Origin of the sequence: Pseudomonas monachiensis (assembly GCF_047345015.1) — a bacterium.
GTDB classification, from domain to species: domain Bacteria; phylum Pseudomonadota; class Gammaproteobacteria; order Pseudomonadales; family Pseudomonadaceae; genus Aquipseudomonas; species Aquipseudomonas monachiensis.
In genome coordinates this window covers 260,375-282,105 of sequence record NZ_CP178857.1, presented here as the reverse complement: position 1 = coordinate 282,105, position 21,731 = coordinate 260,375, and the positions used below count along the sequence as shown (strand labels likewise).

Sequence of the window (21,731 nt, the reverse complement as noted above, 5' to 3'; positions counted from 1 at the left end):
AGCATTACTTGCCGGTAATCATCGGCAGGTTCAGCCCTTGTTCCTTGGCGCAGTCGATGGCGATCTGGTAGCCGGCATCGGCGTGACGCATGACGCCGGTGGCCGGGTCGTTGTGCAGCACGCGAGCGATACGCTCGGCCGCTTCATCAGTACCGTCGCAGACAATCACCATGCCCGAGTGCTGGGAGAAGCCCATGCCAACGCCGCCGCCGTGGTGCAGGGACACCCAGGTCGCGCCGCTTGCGGTGTTGAGCAGAGCGTTGAGCAGTGGCCAGTCGGAAACGGCGTCGGAACCGTCCTGCATCGATTCGGTTTCGCGGTTAGGGCTCGATACCGAACCGGAGTCCAGGTGGTCGCGACCGATCACGATTGGCGCGGACAACTCGCCGCTGCGCACCATTTCGTTGAACGCCAGGCCCAGCTTGGCGCGCAGGCCCAGACCAACCCAGCAGATACGTGCTGGCAGGCCCTGGAAGCTGATGCGCTCGCGGGCCATGTCCAGCCAGTTGTGCAGGTGGGCGTCGTCCGGGATCAGTTCCTTGACCTTGGCGTCGGTCTTGTAGATGTCTTCAGCGTTGCCCGACAGCGCAGCCCAACGGAACGGACCGATGCCACGGCAGAACAGCGGACGGATGTAGGCCGGTACGAAGCCCGGGAAGTCGAATGCGTTTTCCACGCCTTCTTCCTGCGCCATCTGACGGATGTTGTTGCCGTAGTCGAAGGTCGGTACGCCCATTTTCTGGAACTCGAGCATCGCCTTGACGTGCACGGCCATCGATTGCTTGGCGGCCTTGATCACAGCGGCAGGTTCAGTCTTGGCGCGAGCGCGGTACTGGTCCCAGGTCCAGCCGGCAGGCAGGTAACCGTTGAGCGGGTCGTGGGCGCTGGTCTGGTCGGTGACCATGTCCGGGCGCACGCCACGCTTGACCAGCTCCGGCAGGATTTCAGCGGCGTTGCCCAGCAGCGCGATGGAAATCGCCTTGCCTTCCTTGGTGTATTTGGCGATGCGGGCCAGAGCGTCGTCGAGGTCGGTAGCCTGCTCATCGACGTAGCGGCTTTTCAGACGGAAATCGATGCTGACCTGCTGGCATTCGATGTTCAGCGAGCAAGCGCCGGCCAGGGTTGCAGCCAGAGGCTGGGCGCCGCCCATGCCGCCCAAGCCTGCAGTCAGGACCCAACGACCTTTCAGGTCATCGTTGTAGTGTTGGCGACCGGCTTCTACGAAGGTTTCGTAGGTGCCCTGGACGATGCCCTGGCTGCCGATGTAGATCCAGCTGCCGGCGGTCATCTGGCCGTACATGGCCAGGCCTTTGGCGTCCAGTTCGTTGAAGTGTTCCCAGCTCGCCCAGTGTGGAACCAGGTTGGAGTTGGCAATCAGTACGCGCGGGGCGTTGCTGTGGGTCTTGAACACGCCGACCGGCTTGCCGGATTGCACCAGCAGGGTCTCGTCGTCGTTCAGGTTGGTCAGGCTTTCGACGATCTTGTCGTAGCATTCCCAGTTACGCGCAGCGCGACCGATACCACCGTAAACCACCAGTTCTTTAGGGTTCTCGGCGACTTCCGGGTCGAGGTTGTTCATCAGCATGCGCAGCGGCGCTTCGGTCAGCCAGCTCTTGGCGGTCAGCTTGTTACCGCGTGCGGCACGGATTTCAACGTCACGAAACTTAGTAGGTTTAATGTCAGTCACGAAAAAGACTCCTCAGCAATCAATCCAAACCAACCCAGGCAGTGGGCGAGCAAGCCAATGGGCATCAGTGCACACCAGCGAATCAGTGGACGATGGTTGAGTCCTCGTGACTCATACACATACGTCTTTACTTGTACATACAAGCATATGCAATCAAGCGGCCAACTTGTTGGATGAGCATTCAAGAAAAATTCGGAAATGGCTGGAGAGCGCCTGGAACAAGGGTTCTGGCGTAGATGAAAAATTTTCGGGGGGATTTTTGTGGCGAGGGGATTTTGTTACTTGAGCGTGGTATTGCGCCACGCTGGGGCATTCGGTAACAAAGTGGTGCGCTTTCGGGAACGCTGAAATGCAAAAAATCGCAGCCTTCGGCAGCTCCTACATGGGATGGTGTGCATCCTGTAGGAGCTGCCGAAGGCTGCGATCCTTTGAAAATTCAGAATCAGCGTGCGGCCAGCTCAATCACACAGCATGGGCCATTGACGGAGATTTCCAGCAGGCTAGCGTTACCGTCGAGTTGCAGGCAGTCATGACGACCGAGCTTCGAAGCGCTGTTACCGACCACAACTTCCAGCGCATCGCTGATGCTGAACACCAACACCGTGCCCGCTGAACTGAAGAACCGCTGCTCACCGCTCAACCACTGCAACCGCGCGGCATAACGCTGCGGCGCGTAAATCAGATTGAAATCACGAATCGACCCGCCCAGCAATGTGCAGGCAACCTTGCTTTCACCACTGAAGGCAAACGGGTCCAGCGGTAACAGTGGCCGAGTGTCCTGGCCATCCACCGTCAGGCTCATGCCGTCGCCCTGCAAAACGGTGATCACTCGCTCGTAACCGGCGAAGGTGGAAAAGCCGCCCGATTCGCCAATGTCGGCAATCGACAGGCGCCAGCCAAAGCCATCCAGGCCGGTGCCGGCATCGCGGGTGATCTCTTCGGTGCTGCCGCCGCCGTTTTTCCACGGCATGCGCGGGTAATCTTTGGCGCGTAAAACCTTCAACTGATTCATTTATGAAACCGACCTTCCAGACGATGACGGGAACCGGGGTGGATCAAGCGAGCGGCGGTCACTGGCTGACGACCGGACCAGGTGCGGCGACGGATCAGCAGGCACGGCTCGCCTTTTTCAATCTGTAGCAATTTGCATTCGGACGGCTCGGCCAGGATCGCCTCAACCACGTGCTCGCCTTCGGTCAGCGGCGCGACCTGATTCAGGTAGGCGTAGGGCGTTTGCAGGGTGAAGTCCTGTTTAAGGTAGTCCGGCGCCACCAGCGCATTGACGAAACGGTCTTCGATTTGCACCGGAATATCGTTTTCGAAATGCACGATCAGCGAATGGAACACCTTCTGCCCTTCGCGCATGTCCAGGGCCAGGGCGCGCTCGGAGCCGGCGGCTTCTTCTTCGAGCGTGATGACCTTGCAGGTGTGGCGATGGCCGCGAGAGGCGATTTCGTCGGCGATGTTGTGCACTTCAAACAGCGCAGACTGGCTTTTCGGCTCGGCGACGAACGTGCCGACGCCCTGCATGCGCACCAGCAGGCCATCGGCGGTCATCTCGCGCAGGGCGCGGTTGATGGTCATGCGGCTGAAGCCCAACTGGCTGACCAGCTCGCTTTCCGACGGAACGCGGTAGTGCGGCGGCCAGTTTCCACTGTCGATTTGCTGGGTGATCATTTGTTTGACGCGGGCGTACAAGGGCGCCGGACTGTCGCCCATGTTCGCGGCCAACGGAGAGACTGGAGGCGGAGTCGGCACGGTTAATCCTTGGTCATTTGATTGATGTCGCTAGCTTGCCGGAGTTTACCGGGCAGGCAAACGTCTGTATATGTATATACAAATAACACACGATGGGGTGCTGAACCATGTCCGCCTTCTTTGCCGAACGCGCGCTGCTGCCTAGTGGATGGGCCAACAATGTACGTCTTGAGGTCAGCGCCGACGGCGTATTGACCCATATCCAGGCCGATTCCAACGCAGATGGCGCCGAACGGTTAAGCGGTCCGCTGTTGCCTGGCATGCCGAACCTGCACTCCCACGCCTTCCAGCGGGCCATGGCCGGGCTGGCGGAAGTGGCGGGCAATCCGAACGACAGTTTCTGGACCTGGCGCGACCTGATGTATCGCCTCGTCGGAAAAATCAGCCCGGAGCAACTCGGCGTCATCGCCCGTCAGCTGTACATCGAAATGCTCAAGGCCGGTTACACGTCGGTGGCGGAATTTCATTACGTGCACCATGACATCAATGGCCAGGCTTACGCGGACCCGGCCGAACTGGCCCTGCGTATCAGCCAGGCTGCGGGTTCCGCCGGTATCGGCCTGACCCTGCTGCCAGTGCTCTACAGCCATTCCGGTTTTGGCGGCCAGGTTCCGAACGAAGGCCAGCGCCGTTTCATCAACAGCACCGAAAACTACCTCAAGCTGCAATCGCGCCTGCAACCGGTGCTGGCGCAGCAACCGGCGCAAGCACTGGGCCTGTGTTTCCACTCGCTGCGCGCGGTAACACCGCAGCAGATCAGCGAAGTGCTGGCGGCCAGCGACAAGCAATGCCCGGTGCACATCCACATTGCCGAGCAGCAGAAAGAAGTCGACGACTGCCTGACCTGGAGCGGTCGTCGTCCGCTGCAATGGCTGTATGAAAACGTCGATGTCGATCAGCGCTGGTGCCTGGTCCACGCGACCCACGCCAACCCGGAAGAAGTCACGTCGATGGCCAGGAGCCGCGCCATCGCGGGCCTGTGCCTGACCACCGAAGCCAACCTGGGCGACGGGATTTTCCCGGCGGTGGATTTCCTCGCCCAGGGCGGTCGCATGGGCATCGGTTCCGACAGCCATGTGTCGTTGAGCGTGGTGGAAGAATTACGCTGGCTGGAATACGGCCAACGTCTGCGCGACCAGCGTCGAAATCGTTTGTATGGCGCAGATCAGCCAATGGTCGGTCGTACGCTGTTTGATGCGGCGCTGGATGGCGGCGCCCAGGCACTGGGCCAGCCGATTGGCGCCCTGGAAGTCGGCAAGCGCGCCGACTGGCTGGTGCTCGACGGCAACGATCCGTACCTGGCAACGGCCAGTGGCGACGGGATTCTCAACCGTTGGTTGTTTGCCGGCGGCGATCGCCAGGTGCGTGATGTGCTGGTCAATGGCCAATGGGTCGTGCGTGACGGTCGGCATGCGGACGAAGAGGAAAGCAGCCGCGCCTTCACCCAGGTCCTGCGCGACTTGCTCGGTTAAAAGCAAAAGATCGCAGCCTGCGGCAGCTCCTACAGGTTCCGTGTTTATCCGCATGATTGCGACCAACCGGATCGATGTAGGAGCTGCCGCAGGCTGCGATCTTTTTCAGTCGCACCGCTAGTTAGATGTCTTCGCCATCTGCTGTTCCGATGCCCGCCAGATCAGCCGCGTGGTGTCGTAACCCTGCTGACGCGCCTTGCTCAGCAGCTCCTCACGCACCACACCGTTCACGGTCGGCGTGCGCGACAACAGCCACAGATACTTGCGGCTCGGATCACCGACGATGGCGGTCTTGTAGTCATCGCTGACATACAGCACCCAGTATTCGCCCTTCGCCGTACCCGGGATCAACCTGGAAAACCAGGTATCGAACTCGACCCACAGCTTGTCGTTCTTGCCGGGCGTCTGTGGATAAGCCGTGCCCTTGACCTCTTCCCATTGCCACTGCGCCGTCAGGCAGCGGTTCAAGACCGCGACGTTGCCGTCGGGCTTGAGCGTGTAATGGGCTTCGGACTGCGCGCAGTCGCGCTGGAAGTACATCGGCATGCGAGCCAGCTCGTACCAGGTGCCCTGGTAGCGCTTGAGGTTAACGCTATTGACTGTCTTGGGGGCCAACGGGTCCGGGCCAGACGTGGCACAGCCGGCCAACACCAGGCCGGCAAAAAGGATGATCAATAACCGCTTCATTATTTTTCTCCCGTGGGCGATCGCCCCGGTTTACTTCAGGCCTTGGCCGGAAAACATCAGCACTTTGTCACCGGCGAACTGCACGCTGATAAAGCTGTTCTTGTCGCCCCAGGTGCAGCTGGACATGCCGAGCGCGCCTGAACAATCGGCGGGTTTGCCCAACAGGGTCTCCACTTCGGCCTTGGCCATGCCGGCGGAGAGCTTCGAGTAGTTTTCCTGATTGACCTTGCTGCAGGCAGCGAGCAATACGCAGAACGAAAGCAGGGCGATGGAACGCAACGACATGGTGAAACTCCGGGGGCGTAGGGGATTGGCATGGCTGCCAAGCTGAAGCTTAGAAGAGAAAACCCCTGTCTGGTTCCCTGCCCGGCAGGCTATTTATCGGGCCACTCGTCTACCTTTTGCCGAAAATCAGCCACTTTGCCTGTTTACCGGGCATTTCATCGTTTTTCAGAAAATCCGCCTAATCTTTGGCGCCGTTCAGTCGACATAAATGCAACGCAAAGCCACGTCGCTGGCGCTTGCTCTCCCATTTTGTCGAACAGCCCCTCTGCGGTAGCTCATCCATGACCCGAAACATGAAGTTCAGCCACAAGATATTGCTGGCTGCCGCCCTCGTGGTGGCCGTCGCATTCGCTTGTTTCATCCTGTTCAACGACTATCGCCAGCGCGAAACCTTGCGCAACAGTACCGAGGCCTCGATGCAGGAACTCGGCAGCCTGACCACCAGCAACATCCAGACCTGGCTGGAAAGCCGCATGCAATTGCTGCAGTCGATGGCCCAACAGATCAACGCCGACGGCAATGCTCCCGCTGGCCTGAAACGGATCATCGACCTGCCCGCCTACACCGGCAACTTCCAGCTGAGTTACTTCGGTGGCACCGACGGCGTGATGTTCTCGGTCCCGGCGGGCAACCGCGCGGCGGACTACGACCCGCGCGCCCGCGGCTGGTACAAGGCGGCCAACAGCGCGCAACAGACCATCGTCACCGAACCCTACATCGCCGCCTCCTCCGGCAAGCTGGTAATCACCGTCGCCACCCCGGTGCTGCATCAGGGCCAGATGATTGGTGTCGCCGGCGCCGACATCGACCTGTCCAGCGTCAGTGCAATCATCAATTCGCTGAACTTCGGCGGTCACGGCCATGCGTTCATCGTCGGTGCCGACGGCAAGATCCTGATTCACCCGGACAGCAAGCTGGTACTCAAGAACCTGACCGAGGCCTACCCCAACGGTGCGCCGAAAGTCAGCCCGGGCATGAAAGAGGTCGAGATCGACGGCAAGCGCCAGTTCATCTCCTTCACCCACGTCAACGGCGTACCGTCGGCGGACTGGTACGTGGCTCTGGTGCTCGACCAGGACACCGCGTTCTCGATGCTCAGCGAGTTCCGCACCTCGGCGATCATTGCCATGGTGATTGCCGTGGTGATCATCATTGTGCTGCTGGGCATGCTGATCAACCTGTTGATGCAGCCGCTGCTGACCATGGGTCGCGCCATGCACGACATCGCCGAAGGCGAAGGTGACCTGACCAAGCGCCTGGTCATTCACGGCCACGACGAGTTCGGCGCGCTGGGGCTGTCGTTCAACCGTTTCGTCGAACGCATTCACACCTCGATCATCGAAGTATCCTCAGCCACCGGCCAGGTCAACGAAGTGGCGCTGCGGGTGGTGGCCGCTTCCAACTCGTCGATGTTCAACTCCGACCAGCAAGCCTCGCGCACCAACAGCGTGGCCGCGGCGATCAACCAGCTCGGTGCCGCCGCCCAGGAAATCGCCCAAAACGCCGCCCTCGCCTCGCAACATTCCAGCGATGCCCGCAGCCTGGCCGAAGACGGCCAACAGGTAGTGGATAAAACCATCGCTGCGATGCAGCAACTGTCGGCCAAGATCAGCGATTCGTGCGGCAACATCGAGACCCTCAACAGCAACACGGTCAACATCGGGCAGATCCTGGAAGTGATTACCAGCATCTCCCAGCAGACCAACCTGCTGGCACTGAACGCGGCGATTGAAGCGGCGCGAGCCGGTGAGGCCGGCCGTGGTTTCGCGGTGGTTGCCGACGAGGTGCGCAACCTCGCTCACCGCACCCAGGACTCGGCGCAACAAGTGCAGACGATGATCGAAGAGCTGCAAGTCGGCGCCCGGGCAGCGGTGGGCATCATGACCGACAGCCAGCGCCAGAGCGAAAGCAGCGTCGGCATCGCCAACCAGGCGGGCGAGCGACTGGGGAGCGTGACCCTGCGCATCGGGGAGATCGATGGCATGAACCAGTCGGTCGCCACCGCCACTGAAGAACAGACGGCCGTGGTGGAGTCGATCAACGTCGACATCACCGAGATCAACACACTGAACCAGGAAGGTGTGGAGAACCTGCAGTCGACCTTGCGTGCGTGTGCCGATCTTGAACGGCAGGCGGCGCGGTTGAAGCAGTTGGTGGGGAGTTTCAGGATCTAATTGTTCTCTCGGGCCCCTTCGCGAGCAAGCCCGCTCCCACATTTGATCTTCAGTGGACACAAACTTTGTGTACGACCAAGATCCACTGTGGGAGCGGGCTTGCTCGCGAAGACGGCATCAGCAGCGACGAAAAAATTAGAACCGAGACCCGGGCCCCGAAAGAAACTCAATTTCCTCAGCCGTCGATTCCCTTCCCAACACCGCATTGCGATGCGGAAACCGCCCAAACTGCGCAATCACCCTCTGATGCCGCTCGGCAAAGTCCAGATAATCGGCGAACAACGCCCGATCGACCTCCGGCTGCTGCGCCACCAATTCGATGTAACGCGAGACACCTTCATTCTGCACCGCAAGGTTTTCGCTGTGCTCGAACACCAAATAGATGAACACCCGCTGAATCGGCTGCAACTGCCGATCGAAATCCGCCGCAATGCCTTGGGCCACGAGTTTCTGTGCGCGGGAATCGCCGGAGAATGCTTTTGGAGTATCGCGAAAGATCATTCGCGGGATTTGATCGAGCAACAGCACCAGGGCCAGCCAACCTTCGGGACGTTGCATCCACTCGGTCAATCCGCCGGCCAGTGCCTGCTCGGCCTGGCCCCCGAAACGCTCACGCGCTTCGAGGTCCTGGCTGTCGCGCTTGCCAAACCACAACCTGCCCTTCTGCGCCGCCACTTCCCTCGCTGACCCGGAACTTCCGAACCACCAATCAAGCAACGGCTGCCAGGGCGCGGTCATGGTTTACTCCTTGTGGTAAGCCGTGACGCGGGCAACTTCTTCTTTCGAACCGAGGAACACCGCAACACGCTGGTGCAGGCCTTCCGGCTGGATGTCGAGGATGCGCTGATGGCCGTCGGTGGACGCGCCGCCCGCTTGTTCGACCAGGAACGACATCGGGTTGGCTTCGTACATCAGGCGCAGTTTGCCCGGCTTCGACGGCTCGCGGCTGTCGCGTGGGTACATGAACAGACCGCCGCGGGTCAGGATGCGGTGCACGTCGGCGACCATCGCGGCAACCCAGCGCATGTTGTAGTTCTTTTTCAGCGGGCCTTCATCGCCTGCCAGCAATTCGCTGACGTAGCGCTGTACCGGTGCTTCCCAGTGACGCTGGTTGGACGCGTTGATGGCGAATTCCTGGGTGGCTTCAGGAATGGTGATGTTTTCGTGGGTCAGTACGAAGCTGCCCATTTCACGGTCCAGGGTAAAGCCTTTCACGCCGTCGCCCAGGGTCAGGATCAGCATGGTCTGCGGACCGTAGATCGCGTAACCGGCGGCCACTTGCTGTGTACCTGGCTGCAGGAAGGCCTTTTCATTCAAGGGCTCGTTCTGGCTCAGGTATTCGTTCGGGCAACGCAGTACCGAGAAGATGGTGCCGACCGGGGCGTTGATGTCGATGTTCGACGAACCGTCCAGTGGGTCGAATACCAGCAGGTACGCGCCTTTCGGGTATTTGCCCGGGATCTGGTAGGCGTTGTCCATTTCTTCGGACGCCATGCCGGCCAGGTGACCACCCCATTCGTTGGCTTCGAGCAGAATCTCGTTGGAGATCACGTCGAGCTTCTTCTGCACTTCGCCCTGGACGTTTTCAGTGCCCATGCTGCCCAGAACACCACCCAGGGCGCCTTTGGACACGGCGTGGTTGATCTCCTTGCAGGCACGCGCCACCACTTCGATCAGGAAGCGCAGATCGGCAGGAGTGTTGTTGCTGCGGGTCTGCTCAATCAAATAGCGACTCAAGGTAACGCGGGACATGGAAGGCTCCGGAGGAATGGGGGGGGCTAAAAACCCGCGCAGTTTAACGCGAGTCGGGGCGCATTTCCTCCTATCAGACGTGATCGGCCGAAGAGAGTTCATGCGCGGGGATGAGCGTAGTTGGAAATGGGCTGGATGAGAGCCTGAGAACTGCGGTCATTTCGGTATTTTCATTGACCGGGCGAACGCATTCGCCAGCCTTCTTCAGGATTTGGCTGGCGGTTTGCGTAGCAGGCTGAACGCCATCGCTGCCAGGAACAGGACACTGAGCAACAACACCGCCCACAAGCCGAATGTCTTCCACTGGGTGTCCGTCGTCGCCAGCCTTTTCTCTGTCGCCGCATTCGAGACCACCGCCCCGACATCCACCTTGGCCCGGCCCAGGGTCGGGAGTTTTGCCGGGCTGTAATCCGGAATCAGCGTCGACAGCGGCAAGTTCGCCGCCTTCGCCGTCGAATTCCCCACGACCAGCGTGTAAGGCCCCGGCCCACGCGCCAGGAACACCAGTTGCGTGGCGCGCACGGCAAACTTCAGCGTCGGCGCCTGATCACCCAGGCCACCGCCGCGTTCGTCCACGGTCAGTTTCAATTGCTGGACGATTTGCCCTGACAGCTGCAATTGGTTTTGCACCACGTCCTGACCGTCCTGGGTCAGGCGATAGAGCAAACCGCTGCCCAACGACTGCCATGGCAGGCTGCTGTCGCGCCGGCCGGCCAGGCTCACTGGCGCCAGGCTGTTGGGCTGGCTCAACTCGACCTGCACCCGCTCGACATTCAGCCCCATCGGCAGCTGCCAGGTGTACTCGCCCGCCTTCACGCTGCTGCCGGCTAACGCCTGGGACCAGACCAACGGCAGCGGCAGGCTGCGGATATTGGCGCTTTGCAGTTGCGCCGAAGTCAGTGTCGGCGCCGAATGCGGGGTGATCCACAGCAACCGCAGGTAGCGTGCCGACTGGCCCGGCAGGTTGACTTCATGCTGTTCGACCCGCTCGTCGGAAAAGGTCAGGCGCGCCACCTGCCCTTCGCCCCAGGACTGCCAATGCTGCAAATCATCGCTGGCTTCGATGGTGAAACGCTGGAATCCGTCGCGCTCGCTGATCCAGTCGAGAACCAACTGCTGCAACGGTGCCTTGATAGACGATGCGTCGAGCAACCAGCCGCGCAACTCCTCCTCGCCTGCCTCCAGCTGACTGGAGGGCTGCACCTGGACCAACGTGCCGTTGGTGTTCGATTGCACCCGCACACTCGGCGCGGTTTCAGTGGCGTCCAACGAGCTGTACAACGGAAACCATTTCACCTCGTTCAAGGTGCGGGTTTCATTGCTCCGCGCCGACTCCCGGGCCAAGGCATAAGCCTGAACTTCGCCCACGGCGTTGAACACACGCACGTCGCTCAGGTCCGTCTGCCGTGCATTCAGCTGTACGTTCAGAGGCAGTTCAAGTCGATACCAGGGGCCTTCGCCCGTCACCGACAAAGGCACTTGAGTGGCGAAGTCCGCCGGTTTTTCCTGGGCAACCGCCGATAACACCACACCCATGGCGACAGCCCCCAGCCAACCCAGGTTAAGCTTCTGACTCAAGACGACACTCCTTCGGATTCCGGGACCGGTTTCTCGTTATCCGGCTCAGCTTCGGCACGCTTGGGCGGCAGCGGGGCGAAATAGCCCACCACCAGCAGCAATACACCGACACCGATAAACGACACGATCCGCGCCAGCCCGCCGCGGTTACTCAATTCGACAAAGAACAGCTTGGCCACGACCACGCCGATCAAGGCCGCGCCGATCAACCAGACTTCACGGCGGCGAAGCAAATGGCCGCCGATCATCAGGCTCAGGGCCATCAAGGTCCAAACGATGGACAGGCCGGCTTGCACCCGCATCGACGCCAGCAACAGATCCAGCTCGAACGGCACCCCACTCCAATGGTGTGCCGTACGCATCACCAACGCAGTAAAGAACACGAACAGCGAGGCACCTGCGACCCCTTGCGTGGCGATGGCGGCGTAATCCTCGCGGACCGCCAGTTGTGTCATGGCGCTGCGGGACCAGACATAGACGCCGAACAGCGCCAACAACAGGCCCAGTTCCAGCGGGTTGATCAATGGCACGTAAGGCAGTGGCTCGGCGTTGCCGTCACTGGCGACATTCGCCAGCCAGAACCAGCCGAGCATCAACAACGCCAACGGCGCGGCGGCGTATACACGGTATTCGCGCGGATACGCCGACACCGGCCACGGCCACGCGCGAGGTGCCGCCATCAGCACCAGGTACAGACTGGGCAGAATCGCCCAACCCAACCAGCGCCAGGCGTTGTATTGCTCGGACAACACCAGCAAGCCGTAACGCAACTCCAGAGCCAGCACCCCCATCAACAACCAACAGCCGAGCACATGGGCGACGCTCGTCGCGCGCGCCGGCAGCATGGGCGCCAGGCGTCGCAGGGACATGAAATGCACCACGAACACGGCGGCCCACGCCAGCCAGCCGACATTGGCTGCCGGGTGATAACGCGAGTGCCAAGCCGCGAGCAGCACCAGCGCCGCTGCGGGAATCAACACCGTGCCGAGTGCCCCAAGAGATGGCCATTTCAGGCGCAGCGCCACTACCGTCCACAGGGCCACACTCACGGCCGCGATGCCCAACAACAAAGGCGCCCGCATCGGCAACGGCGCAAAATGCAGCACTTCGATGACCCAGGCCAACGCCCACCAGCCTGCGCCCCACACCAGCAACGCCTGGGACAATCGCAACAGGCTCAGCCCTTCGAATACTCCAAGCGAATGACCAATCTGCAAACGCCAGGCCCCGACCATCGCCGCCAGCCCCAACACCAGCGGCGCCCAGAATCCGGCATGAGCCAAGGGGTTCAGCTCTTCACTGAACAGCGGCCCCGTCGCCAGGAACAACGCACCACCCAACAGTTGCACAGCGAGCGCGCTGAACACGAAGGTGCGCGATGGCAGGCGCAAGCCAACCAACAACGTCAGCGCCCCGGCCAGGGCCCAGCTGATCACCGTGCCGTGGCTGAAGAAAAACAACGGCGCCAGCAAATAGAGAAACGACAGCCCGAGGCACGCCAGGATTGGCAGACCTTTCAGTTCCCAAGGCCTGATCTGTTCCGGCAGGGCTTTACGCAACTGGTAGAAGCTGAACAGCAGCGCGACGCCCAGCAACAACGCGCCCAGCGGTACACCGCCGAGCAGGCTGCTCTCGCTGTCGTGCAGTTCGCTGAGAAACGCCAGCGCCGACCCCAGTTGCAGGAGTAAGGCAAAGGCCCGGGCCACGGGCCTTTGCTGGCGCAGACCGAGCCAGAAGATCCCCGCGCCTTCCACCGCCCACGCCGCCGTCGTCCAGCGTGCATCGAGCCCCAGCGGAATCGCCAGGCTGGCGAAGATCACACCCAGGGCCAGGCAGGTTTCCCCCAGCAACAGCGTGCGCCCGGCCATCAGCCAGCGGGCCAGCCCCATGTAAATCATGCCCAGCGCCAAGGCACTGAACGCCGCCGCGAACTCCAGATGCTGCACCAATGCAAACTGCAAACCGAAACCCACCAGCGGCGGACCGAACAGCAGCGTGCCGTCGACGTAGCTGCCCTTGTGCGCCGACCACTGCAGCAGCGATTCGCGACTGCCCTCTGCCGGTGCATCGCTCATTTCCAGCAGCCTGCGCCGGGCGAACAGCAGACCAATGGCCAGGTACATCAGGAAAAACAGAATCAGGAACGGCTCGGTACTCCACAACTGCTCCGGCGAGTAGGAGCGCAGGCCCCAAGCGAAACCGATGCCGAAGGTGCCGCTGAACCCGATGACATTCAACAGCCGCCAGGCCTTGAACCAGGCGATGGCGAAGATGCCGGCGTTGAGCAGGGCAAAATAGCTGAACAGTGCGACGTGGCTACCGGCACCGGTGGAGGCCAGCAGCGGCGCGGCGAATCCACCCAGTGCGGCAGCGGCGGCCAGCCCCAGGGAGTCCTGGGTAATGGCGAGAATCGCCGAACATGCCGTCACCGCCACCAGCAGGCCAAACCCGGCCGAGGGATCGAGCAGCGGATGCAGGCGCATCGCGGCAAACACCGTCAGGTACAGCACGGCGATCCCGGCACCTTGCAGGATCAACGCATAACTGTTGTTGCGCGCTCGCAACCACCAACCCAGCCCGAGCAGCCCCAAGGCCGCCGCCGCAACACCTGCGTAACGCAACTCAACCGGCACCACCACGCCTTCGGTGGCATAGCGCAGCAGAAAGGCCAGGCCGAGGAACAGCAGCACCACGCCGACCCGCAACACGGTATTGCCGCCGAACAACCAGGCGCGGGCACGGCTGATGGCACGATCGATGAAGTTCGGGCCACGCGGGGTGACGGGTGGCTGTGGTTCGCGAGCGGACGGCTCGGACCTCCAGGCATCGACAGGCTGCAAACGCTTGGTTTCGCTGGCTGCGACGGCTACCGGCTCGAGTTCGGGCGGTAGCTCCCAGAGCAAATCCGGGGCTGCGACAGGTACTTCATCAAGGATGGTTTCAGGTGAGGCAAATGGTTCGCGGGCTTGCGGCGTCTTGACGCCCGATGCCTCGAGCAGCGCCAGCCGTTGCTCGACCGCGTGCAGCGCGACCTGGGCCTGCTCCAGCAAACGCAGCTGCTCGACGGCCTGCGAGTCCATGCGAGCCAAGCGAAGGGCCTGGCCGATACCCAATCCGAGTAACGCGCCCAGCAGCGCATCGCTGAATGACTCGTCAAGTATCCAGCCGAGCACCAGCCCTATCAGCATGAACATCCATTGCATGGTCGATATCCCTAAGCGCATTGGCCAATCCGGAAAGATTAGCTCAGCCGTATCCATAAAGATCGCAGCCTTCGGCAGCTCCTACATAGTCGCGGTATTACGCGATCCTGTAGGAGCTGCCGAAGGCTGCGATCTTTTCCGGCGCGCCAGTATATCCGCCGGTCTGAAGACTTACTCCAGTGCCTTCCAGATTTCCGTGGCGTACTCGCGAATGGTCCGGTCCGAGGAGAACCAGCCCATCCGCGCCGTGCTCAACACGGCTGAACGCCACCACTCCTTCGAATCGTGCCAATGGGCTTCGACGCGCATCTGGGCGTGCCAGTAGGAATCGAAGTCGGCGCAGACCAGGAAGCGGTCGTAGTCCACCAGCGAATCGATCAACCCGGCATAACGGGACGGATCATCCGGCGAGAACACCCCGCCACGAATCGCCTGCAGCACATCATTCAGACGATGGGACGCGGCGATATCCGGCACCGCGCTGAACTCATGGTTCTGCTTGCGCGCCTCCACCTGCTGCGCGCTGAGGCCGAAGATGAACATGTGCTCGGCGCCAATGCGGTCGCACATTTCCACGTTGGCCCCGTCCAGGGTGCCGATGGTCAGCGCGCCGTTCAGGCCGAATTTCATGTTGCTGGTGCCTGACGCTTCGAACCCGGCGGTGGAGATCTGCTCGGACAAATCCGCCGCCGGAATGATGCTCTCCGCCAGGCTGACGTTGTAGTTGGGCAGGAACACCACTTTTAGCAAGCCGCGCACGGTCGGGTCGTTGTTCACCACCCGGGCGATGTCGTTGGTCAGCTTGATGATCAGTTTGGCCTGGTGATAACTGGCGGCCGCCTTGCCGGCGAAGATCTTCACCCGTGGTACCCAGTCGATTTCAGGTTCCGCGCGAATCGCCTGGTACAACGCCACGGTGTGCATCAGGTTGAGCAACTGGCGCTTGTATTCGTGAATCCGCTTGACCTGCACGTCGAACATCGCCGCCGGGTTGACCGCCACACCCAACCGCTCATGAATCAGGTACGCCAGGGCTTTCTTGCTGTGCAGGCGTTGCTCGGCAAACGCCTTGCGGAATGCACTTTTCTCGGCGAACGGTTCGAGGGCGCGCAAACGCTCTTCCGGGTTATCCAGCACTTCGGGGCCGAGGGTATCGACCAGCATCGAGGTCAGCTCCGGATTGGCCTGATACAGCCAGCGGCGGAAAGTGATGCCGTTGGTTTTGTTGTTGATCCGCTCCGGGTAGAGCTTGTGCAGTTCGGAGAACACCGTTTGACGCATCAGTTGCGTGTGCAACCCGGACACACCGTTGATGCTGTGGGAGCCGAGAAACGCCAGGTTGCCCATGCGTACCCGGCGACCGTTGTCTTCCTCGATCAACGATACCGCGCGCAGCACATCGAAATCGTGGATGCCTTTGGCCCGCAGGGAATCGATGTGCTGGGCGTTGATCAGGTAGATGATCTGCATGTGCCGTGGCAGCATGCGTTCCATCAAGCCGACCGGCCAGGTTTCCAGCGCTTCGGGCAGCAACGTGTGGTTGGTGTACGAGAGCGTATCGACGGTGACCTGCCACGCCGCATCCCATGCCACGTCATAGACGTCGACCAGTTGCCGCATCAGTTCAGCCACGGCAATCGAGGGGTGAGTGTCGTTGAGCTGGATCGACGCATGATCGCCCAGGGTCAGCACCGAAGTGTGCATGTTGCGATGGCGGCGCAGCAGGTCCTGCAACGAGGCGGCGACGAAGAAGTATTCCTGGCGCAGGCGCAGCTCCTGGCCCGCCTCGGTGCTGTCCGCCGGGTACAGCACCCGGGAGATGCTTTCGGCCCGGGCCACTTCGGCCACCGCGCCCAGGTGGTCGCCGGCGTTGAAACGCTCCAGGTGCAGATCTTCCATGGCCCGGGCGCGCCACAGGCGTAGCGTGTTGACGCTCGCCCCGCGCCAACCGACCACCGGCGTGTCATACGCAATGGCCCGTACGGTTTCCGCCGGGTGCCAGACTTGCCTGGACTTGCCGCTGTCATCGGTCACTGTCTCGACACTGCCGCCGAAGCCGATCGGGTAAACCACCTCCGGGCGCTCGAACTCCCAGGGGTTGCCGAAATCCAGCCAGTGTTCGGTCTGCTCCTGTTGCCAGCCATCGACGATGGCCTGGCGGAACAAGCCGTGTTCGTAACGAATACCGTAGCCATGACCGGCGATGCCGAGGGTCGACATGCTTTCCAGAAAACACGCTGCCAGACGCCCGAGGCCGCCGTTGCCCAGGGCCGCATCGGGCTCCAGCAAGCGAATGCGCTCAAGGTCGACGCCGAGTTCGGTCAGGGCTTCGCGGGCCACGTCGAGCAGGCCGAGGTTGCTCAGGCTGTCGAAGAGCAGCCGGCCGATGAGAAACTCCAGGGAGAGGTAATAAACGCGCTTCTGGCCTTTGCGGTAGATCTGCCGCGTGTGGTCCATCCAGTGCTCGACCATGTGATCCCGCGCGGCCAGTGCAATGGCTTCGAACCAATCGTGGTCGAAGGCGTGATCCGGGTCTTTACCCACTGCATAAGTGAGTTTGGTCAAGACGGCGTCGCGGAATGCGGCCACCTCTGCTTCGCGAACAAGTGGTTCTTGAGTCATCGATAGGACCTCGAGCGAGCTTGGAGTTGTCTGAGCCTAGTCGGTCTGACAGGCGGTAGAGGCTCTGGTTCGGCAGTTTTTCCTTTGAATGCGAGCTGGATCGACATTGCGTTGTCTTGTGCCTGAATCAATGCAGGGCTCGTGCCTATTTTCCGGTTGTTTGCGCCGTCCGTGAAAAAAACTGGCGAAAGGTTGTTCAAAAATCCACCAGTCCCGGTATGATCGCGCGCCCTGATGCACACGCTGGTAACAACCGATGATGAAGCCGAACCTGATCGCCGCCGCGGAGATCGACCGACTCGATACCTGGGCCAAGTACTCCGCCCCGATGTGCGGCTCGTGCATGTCCAGCTGCTGCACCCTGCCGGTCGAGGTCAAGATCAAGGATCTGGTCCGTATCGGCGTAGTCGATGAATTCGAGCTGGGTGACCCGCCGAAGAACATCGCCAAACGCCTGCAAAAGGAAGGTTTGGTCGAGCGTTTCAACCAGAAGTCAGGAATCTTCACCCTCCAGCGCATGAGCAACAACGATTGCTACTACCTGGATCGTAAGAGCCGTCTGTGCACTATTTATGAAAAGCGCCCGGATACTTGCCGCAATCACCCGAAAATCGGCCCGCGGCCGGGGTATTGCGCGTACAAGCCCAAAGAAGTGGAGCGCGAGAGCAGCAGTCGCCGGACTTTAGAAAAGTTTTAAGCCCGAAAAGATCGCAGCCTTCGGCAGCTCCTACAGAAATGCGCACGACAGTGCTTTTGTAGGAGCTGCCGAAGGCTGCGATCTTTTTTATGGCTTCAGACAAACAAAAACGCCCCCGGCCTTTCGACCGGGGGCGTTTTCGTTAAGCCGGGCTAAATCTTATGCCTTGGCTTTCTTGGCAGCGCGGGTACGCTCGCTTTCGTCCAGGATCTTCTTGCGAAGACGGATGGACTTAGGAGTCACTTCACACAGCTCGTCGTCCTGGATGAATTCCAGAGCCTGTTCCAGGGTGAAGCGAACAGGTGGAACCAGGGCGATGGTTTCGTCTTTACCCGAAGCACGCATGTTGTCGAGCTTCTTGCCCTTGGTAGGGTTGACGCCCAGGTCGTTGTCACGGCTGTTCAGACCAACGATCTGACCGTTGTAGATTTCCTGACCGTGTTCTACGAACAGCTTGCCACGCGCCTGCAGGGTTTCCAGGGAGTAGGTCAGTGCCTTGCCGGTTTCAACCGAAACCAGAACGCCGTTCTGACGGCCGGACATGTCGCCGGACTTCATCACGTCGTAACGGTCGAAGATCGAGGTCAGGATGCCAGCACCGTTGGTCAGGGTCAGGAACTGGTTACGGAAACCGATCAGACCACGAGCAGGGATGTTGTATTCCAGACGTACACGACCCTTGCCATCCGGCACCATGTTGGTCAGGTCGCCCTTACGCAGGCCCATCTCTTCCATCACCTTGCCCTGGGATTCTTCCGGCAGGTCGATGGTGACGTTTTCGAACGGTTCGTGCTTCACGCCGTCAACCAGACGGATGATCACTTCCGGACGGCCTACAGCCATTTCGAAGCCTTCGCGACGCATGGTTTCGATCAGTACCGAGAGGTGCAGTTCGCCACGGCCGGAAACCTTGAACTTGTCAGCCGAGTCGCCTTCTTCAACGCGCAGTGCAACGTTGTACAGCAGCTCTTTGTCCAGACGTTCCTTGATGTTACGGGAAGTCACGAACTTGCCTTCTTTACCGCAGAATGGCGAATCGTTTACCTGGAAGGTCATGGAAACGGTTGGCTCGTCGACGGTCAACGGCTTCATCGCTTCAACGGTGTCCGGGTGGCACAGGGTGTCGGAGATGAACAGCGAGTCCATACCGCTGATGCATACGATGTCGCCTGCAGCAGCTTCTTCAACGTCCACACGGTGCAGACCGTGGTGACCCATCAGCTTCAGGATACGACCGTTACGCTTCTTGCCGTCGGCGCCGATAGCGACAACCGGGGTGTTCGGCTTGACGCGACCACGAGCGATACGGCCAACACCGATAACACCCAGGAAGCTGTTGTAGTCCAGTGCGGAGATCTGCATCTGGAACGGACCTTCACGGTCAACAGCCGGCGCCGGTACGTTGTCGACGATCGACTGGTACAGCGGGGTCATGTCTTCAGCCATTTCGGTGTGGTCCAGACCGGCAATACCGTTCAGGGCCGAGGCGTAGACGACTTTGAAGTCCAGCTGTTCTTCGGTGGCACCCAGGTTGTCGAACAGGTCGAAGATCTGGTCCAGAACCCAGTCCGGACGCGCGCCTGGACGGTCAACCTTGTTGATGCACACGATCGGACGCAGGCCGGCTTCGAAAGCCTTCTTGGTCACGAAACGGGTTTGCGGCATAGGGCCGTCTTGAGCGTCAACCAGCAGCAGAACGGAGTCGACCATCGACATTACGCGCTCAACTTCGCCGCCGAAGTCGGCGTGGCCCGGGGTGTCCACGATGTTGATGTGGTAGCCGTTCCAGTTGATGGCGGTGTTTTTCGCCAGGATGGTAATACCGCGCTCTTTTTCCTGGTCGTTGGAGTCCATCACGCGCTCGTCGTTGAGCTCGTTGCGCTCCAGGGTGCCGGATTGACGCAGGAGTTTGTCTACCAGGGTGGTCTTACCATGGTCAACGTGGGCAATGATGGCGATGTTGCGTAGATTTTCGATCACTTGTGTATCTCGATCAGAGGATTCGGTGTGCTGACAAGTCTTGGCAGCGATTAACAGTAGCGTCCGTGAAAGCCGTTACAGCTTGACGGTGGCATCGGGGGGCCGGTGACGCAGGCCACAGGCAAACAGCCCCGGGCACTTAGCTCGGTCGATAAACGCGCACATTGGCATGCCCCTCACTGAGCAAATGGTGGGCATGCAGGCGACTCATCACGCCTTTGTCGCAATACAGCAGGTACTGGCGAGTAGGGTCCAGTTCCTTGAAACGAGCGTTAACTGCATAAAACGGCATCGTTTGTACCTCGATGCCAGCGAGGTCCAGCGGGTCGTCTTCAGCGGCATCCGGGTGACGGATGTCGATGACGATCTGACCGGCCAGCGCTTCGCTGACTTCTTCAATCTGCAAATCCTGGCCCAGTTCATCGATCACGCGATCGATCGGCACCAGCTTGGCGTTTTCGAGCGCACGCTCGAGTACCGCCATATCGAATTCTTTCTCTTCATGCTCGACGCGATGGCGCTTGGCCGCGGTCTTCGGATTGACCGAGATGACGCCGCAGTATTCCGGCATGTGCCGGGCGAAATCGGCGGTGCCGATTTCGTTGGCCGTGTCGATAATGTCCTGCTTGTGCGCGACGATCAGTGGGCGCAGGACCAGTTTGTCGGTCACGCAGTCGATCACTGACAGGTTCGGCAACGTCTGGCTCGACACCTGGGAGATCGCCTCACCGGTGACCAGTGCGTCGATGTGCAGTCGATCGGCAATTTGGGACGAAGCGCGCAACATCATACGCTTCAATACTACGCCCATATGACTGTTATCGACTTTGCCGAGAATTTCGCCCAGCACTTCTTCGAACGGCACACTGACAAATAGCACGCGCTGGGAGCTGCCGTACTTCTTCCAGATGAAATGCGCGACTTCCATGACGCCCAGTTCGTGGGCACGTCCGCCCAGATTGAAGAAGCAGAAATGCGCCATCAGGCCGCGGCGCATGATCTGGTAGGCCGCCACGGTGGAGTCGAAGCCACCGGACATCAGCACCAGGGTCTGCTCCAGCGCGCCCAGCGGATATCCGCCGATGCCGTTGTGCTGGCTGTGGATCACGAACAACCGTTGGTCGCGAACTTCGATCCGGACTTCGATTTCCGGCTTTTTCAGGTCGATCCCGGCGGCACCACACTGACGGCGCAACTGGCTGCCGACATATTTTTCGATATCGATCGAGCTGAACGGGTGCTTGCCGGCGCGCTTGCAACGTACCGAGAAGATCTTGCCGGCCAGTGCATCACCGTAGTGCTGCTTGCACTTTTCAACGATGTCGTCGAAATCGCCCAGCGGGTACTCATCGATTTGCAGGAAATGCGCGATGCCCGGCATGCAGCTCAGGCGTTCGCCCATCTCCTTCAAGGCCTTTGGGTCGCTGACACGGGTTTCCAGCTCGAGGTTGTCCCACACGCCGTTCACCACCACGGCCGGGTCCAGATCGCGGAGCACGGCACGGATGTTCTTGGCCAATTGACGGATGAAACGCATCCGTACCGGGCGGCTCTTGATGGTGATCTCGGGGAAGACTTTTACGATTAATTTCATGGAAACAGCGCGCGCATGGCCTGCCGAAAAAGGGGGGCGCGGATTATAGCGGAAATTGCTCAAGGTTTAACCAGTTAATGTGCAGAAGGTTTCGCGCGCACCAAAACAGGTCATTTGTAGGAAGCGGCGCCACATTACAGGGCGAGATTTTCTGCTTTAAAGCGCAATATGCCCCCGCAAGCGTGTTTTTGGGGCAAAAAACCCATGCTGGGGCACTGGCATGCAATTTGCTCCCTTGTGAG

15 protein-coding genes and 1 pseudogene are annotated in these 21,731 nt (G+C 60.5%); 4 read left to right on the top strand and 12 right to left on the bottom strand.

All coding sequences use genetic code 11. The features are described 5' to 3' along the window. Positions 1–4: 4 nt before the first annotated feature. The 3 genes from hutU to hutC form a co-directional block, all read right to left on the bottom strand. Entirely contained in the window at positions 5–1,687 is a 1,683-nt protein-coding gene (hutU, locus tag ACMDB8_RS01220) for a urocanate hydratase (RefSeq protein ID WP_056725762.1), read from the bottom strand. 442 nt (positions 1,688–2,129) lie between these two features. Then, positions 2,130–2,699, bottom strand: coding sequence for a HutD/Ves family protein (locus ACMDB8_RS01215; protein WP_409078524.1), 570 nt, complete (start codon positions 2,697–2,699; stop codon positions 2,130–2,132). Next, positions 2,696–3,406, bottom strand: a complete 711-nt coding sequence (hutC, locus tag ACMDB8_RS01210) for a histidine utilization repressor (RefSeq protein ID WP_162135916.1) — start codon at positions 3,404–3,406, stop codon at positions 2,696–2,698. Before hutC ends, ACMDB8_RS01215 begins: the two co-directional genes overlap by 4 nt. Before the next feature lie 146 nt (positions 3,407–3,552). Here hutC and ACMDB8_RS01205 point away from each other — a divergent pair, with 146 nt between their 5' ends. Then, a complete protein-coding gene (locus ACMDB8_RS01205) occupies positions 3,553–4,917 on the top strand; it encodes a formimidoylglutamate deiminase (protein ID WP_409078523.1) in 1,365 nt (454 codons plus the stop codon). Between the two features lie 117 nt (positions 4,918–5,034). On the opposite strand, the gene ACMDB8_RS01200 is transcribed toward ACMDB8_RS01205, so the two are convergent. Next, positions 5,035–5,604, bottom strand: coding sequence for a lipocalin family protein (locus tag ACMDB8_RS01200; protein WP_056725768.1), 570 nt, complete (start codon positions 5,602–5,604; stop codon positions 5,035–5,037). Positions 5,605–5,634: 30 nt separating this feature from the next. Continuing rightward, positions 5,635–5,889 (bottom strand): hypothetical protein, encoded by a 255-nt coding sequence (locus tag ACMDB8_RS01195; protein ID WP_056725770.1) that lies wholly within the window; start codon positions 5,887–5,889, stop codon positions 5,635–5,637. A 281-nt stretch (positions 5,890–6,170) separates the two neighbouring features. Here ACMDB8_RS01195 and ACMDB8_RS01190 point away from each other — a divergent pair. Next, positions 6,171–7,205 (top strand): annotated as a pseudogene (locus ACMDB8_RS01190) (HAMP domain-containing protein); the annotation flags it as partial. A 93-nt stretch (positions 7,206–7,298) separates the two neighbouring features. After that, entirely contained in the window at positions 7,299–8,063 is a 765-nt protein-coding gene (locus ACMDB8_RS01185; protein WP_409078610.1) for a methyl-accepting chemotaxis protein, read from the top strand. Positions 8,064–8,198: 135 nt separating this feature from the next. Here the strand turns inward: ACMDB8_RS01185 and ACMDB8_RS01180 are convergent, their stop codons facing one another. The 5 genes from ACMDB8_RS01180 to ACMDB8_RS01160 form a co-directional block, all read right to left on the bottom strand. Then, a complete protein-coding gene (locus tag ACMDB8_RS01180; RefSeq protein WP_223541778.1) occupies positions 8,199–8,801 on the bottom strand; it encodes a DUF924 family protein in 603 nt (200 codons plus the stop codon). A gap of 3 nt (positions 8,802–8,804) precedes the next feature. Next, a complete protein-coding gene (locus ACMDB8_RS01175) occupies positions 8,805–9,815 on the bottom strand; it encodes a class 1 fructose-bisphosphatase (RefSeq protein WP_007975526.1) in 1,011 nt (336 codons plus the stop codon). A 204-nt stretch (positions 9,816–10,019) separates the two neighbouring features. Then, on the bottom strand, positions 10,020–11,393 hold the full coding sequence (locus ACMDB8_RS01170; protein WP_223541779.1) for a DUF3999 domain-containing protein: 1,374 nt from the start codon (positions 11,391–11,393) through the stop codon (positions 10,020–10,022). Continuing rightward, the gene (locus ACMDB8_RS01165) at positions 11,390–14,596 is read right to left on the bottom strand and encodes a DUF2339 domain-containing protein (RefSeq protein ID WP_409078522.1); all 3,207 of its coding nucleotides are present in this window, start codon (positions 14,594–14,596) and stop codon (positions 11,390–11,392) included. The genes ACMDB8_RS01170 and ACMDB8_RS01165 overlap by 4 nt, the downstream gene beginning before the upstream one ends. A 171-nt stretch (positions 14,597–14,767) precedes the next feature. Continuing rightward, positions 14,768–17,218, bottom strand: a complete 2,451-nt coding sequence (locus tag ACMDB8_RS01160) for a glycogen/starch/alpha-glucan phosphorylase (RefSeq protein ID WP_409078521.1) — start codon at positions 17,216–17,218, stop codon at positions 14,768–14,770. A gap of 256 nt (positions 17,219–17,474) precedes the next feature. On the opposite strand from ACMDB8_RS01160, the gene ACMDB8_RS01155 reads away from it, so the two are divergent. Further along, positions 17,475–17,915 carry a YkgJ family cysteine cluster protein gene (locus tag ACMDB8_RS01155; protein WP_056725779.1) on the top strand — a complete coding sequence of 147 codons (441 nt, stop codon included), beginning with the start codon at positions 17,475–17,477 and terminating at the stop codon, positions 17,913–17,915. 159 nt (positions 17,916–18,074) lie between these two features. Here ACMDB8_RS01155 and typA read toward each other — a convergent pair whose 3' ends face one another. Both typA and thiI read right to left on the bottom strand, forming a co-directional pair. Then, positions 18,075–19,895, bottom strand: coding sequence for a translational GTPase TypA (typA, locus tag ACMDB8_RS01150; protein WP_007989225.1), 1,821 nt, complete (start codon positions 19,893–19,895; stop codon positions 18,075–18,077). 139 nt (positions 19,896–20,034) lie between these two features. Further along, entirely contained in the window at positions 20,035–21,489 is a 1,455-nt protein-coding gene (gene thiI, locus ACMDB8_RS01145) for a tRNA uracil 4-sulfurtransferase ThiI (RefSeq protein ID WP_056725781.1), read from the bottom strand. Positions 21,490–21,731 lie beyond the last annotated feature (242 nt).

Coding starts and splice junctions, on each gene's coding strand:
- ACMDB8_RS01215 (WP_409078524.1), bottom strand. CDS start 2,699: ATGAATCAGTTGAAGGTTTTACGCGCCAAAGATTACCCGCGCATGCCG.
- hutC (WP_162135916.1), bottom strand. CDS start 3,406: ATGGGCGACAGTCCGGCGCCCTTGTACGCCCGCGTCAAACAAATGATC.
- ACMDB8_RS01205 (WP_409078523.1), top strand. CDS start 3,553: ATGTCCGCCTTCTTTGCCGAACGCGCGCTGCTGCCTAGTGGATGGGCC.
- ACMDB8_RS01200 (WP_056725768.1), bottom strand. CDS start 5,604: ATGAAGCGGTTATTGATCATCCTTTTTGCCGGCCTGGTGTTGGCCGGC.
- ACMDB8_RS01195 (WP_056725770.1), bottom strand. CDS start 5,889: ATGTCGTTGCGTTCCATCGCCCTGCTTTCGTTCTGCGTATTGCTCGCT.
- ACMDB8_RS01185 (WP_409078610.1), top strand. CDS start 7,299: ATGTTCAACTCCGACCAGCAAGCCTCGCGCACCAACAGCGTGGCCGCG.
- ACMDB8_RS01180 (WP_223541778.1), bottom strand. CDS start 8,801: ATGACCGCGCCCTGGCAGCCGTTGCTTGATTGGTGGTTCGGAAGTTCC.
- ACMDB8_RS01175 (WP_007975526.1), bottom strand. CDS start 9,815: ATGTCCCGCGTTACCTTGAGTCGCTATTTGATTGAGCAGACCCGCAGC.
- ACMDB8_RS01165 (WP_409078522.1), bottom strand. CDS start 14,596: ATGCAATGGATGTTCATGCTGATAGGGCTGGTGCTCGGCTGGATACTT.
- ACMDB8_RS01160 (WP_409078521.1), bottom strand. CDS start 17,218: ATGACTCAAGAACCACTTGTTCGCGAAGCAGAGGTGGCCGCATTCCGC.
- ACMDB8_RS01155 (WP_056725779.1), top strand. CDS start 17,475: ATGATGAAGCCGAACCTGATCGCCGCCGCGGAGATCGACCGACTCGAT.
- thiI (WP_056725781.1), bottom strand. CDS start 21,489: ATGAAATTAATCGTAAAAGTCTTCCCCGAGATCACCATCAAGAGCCGC.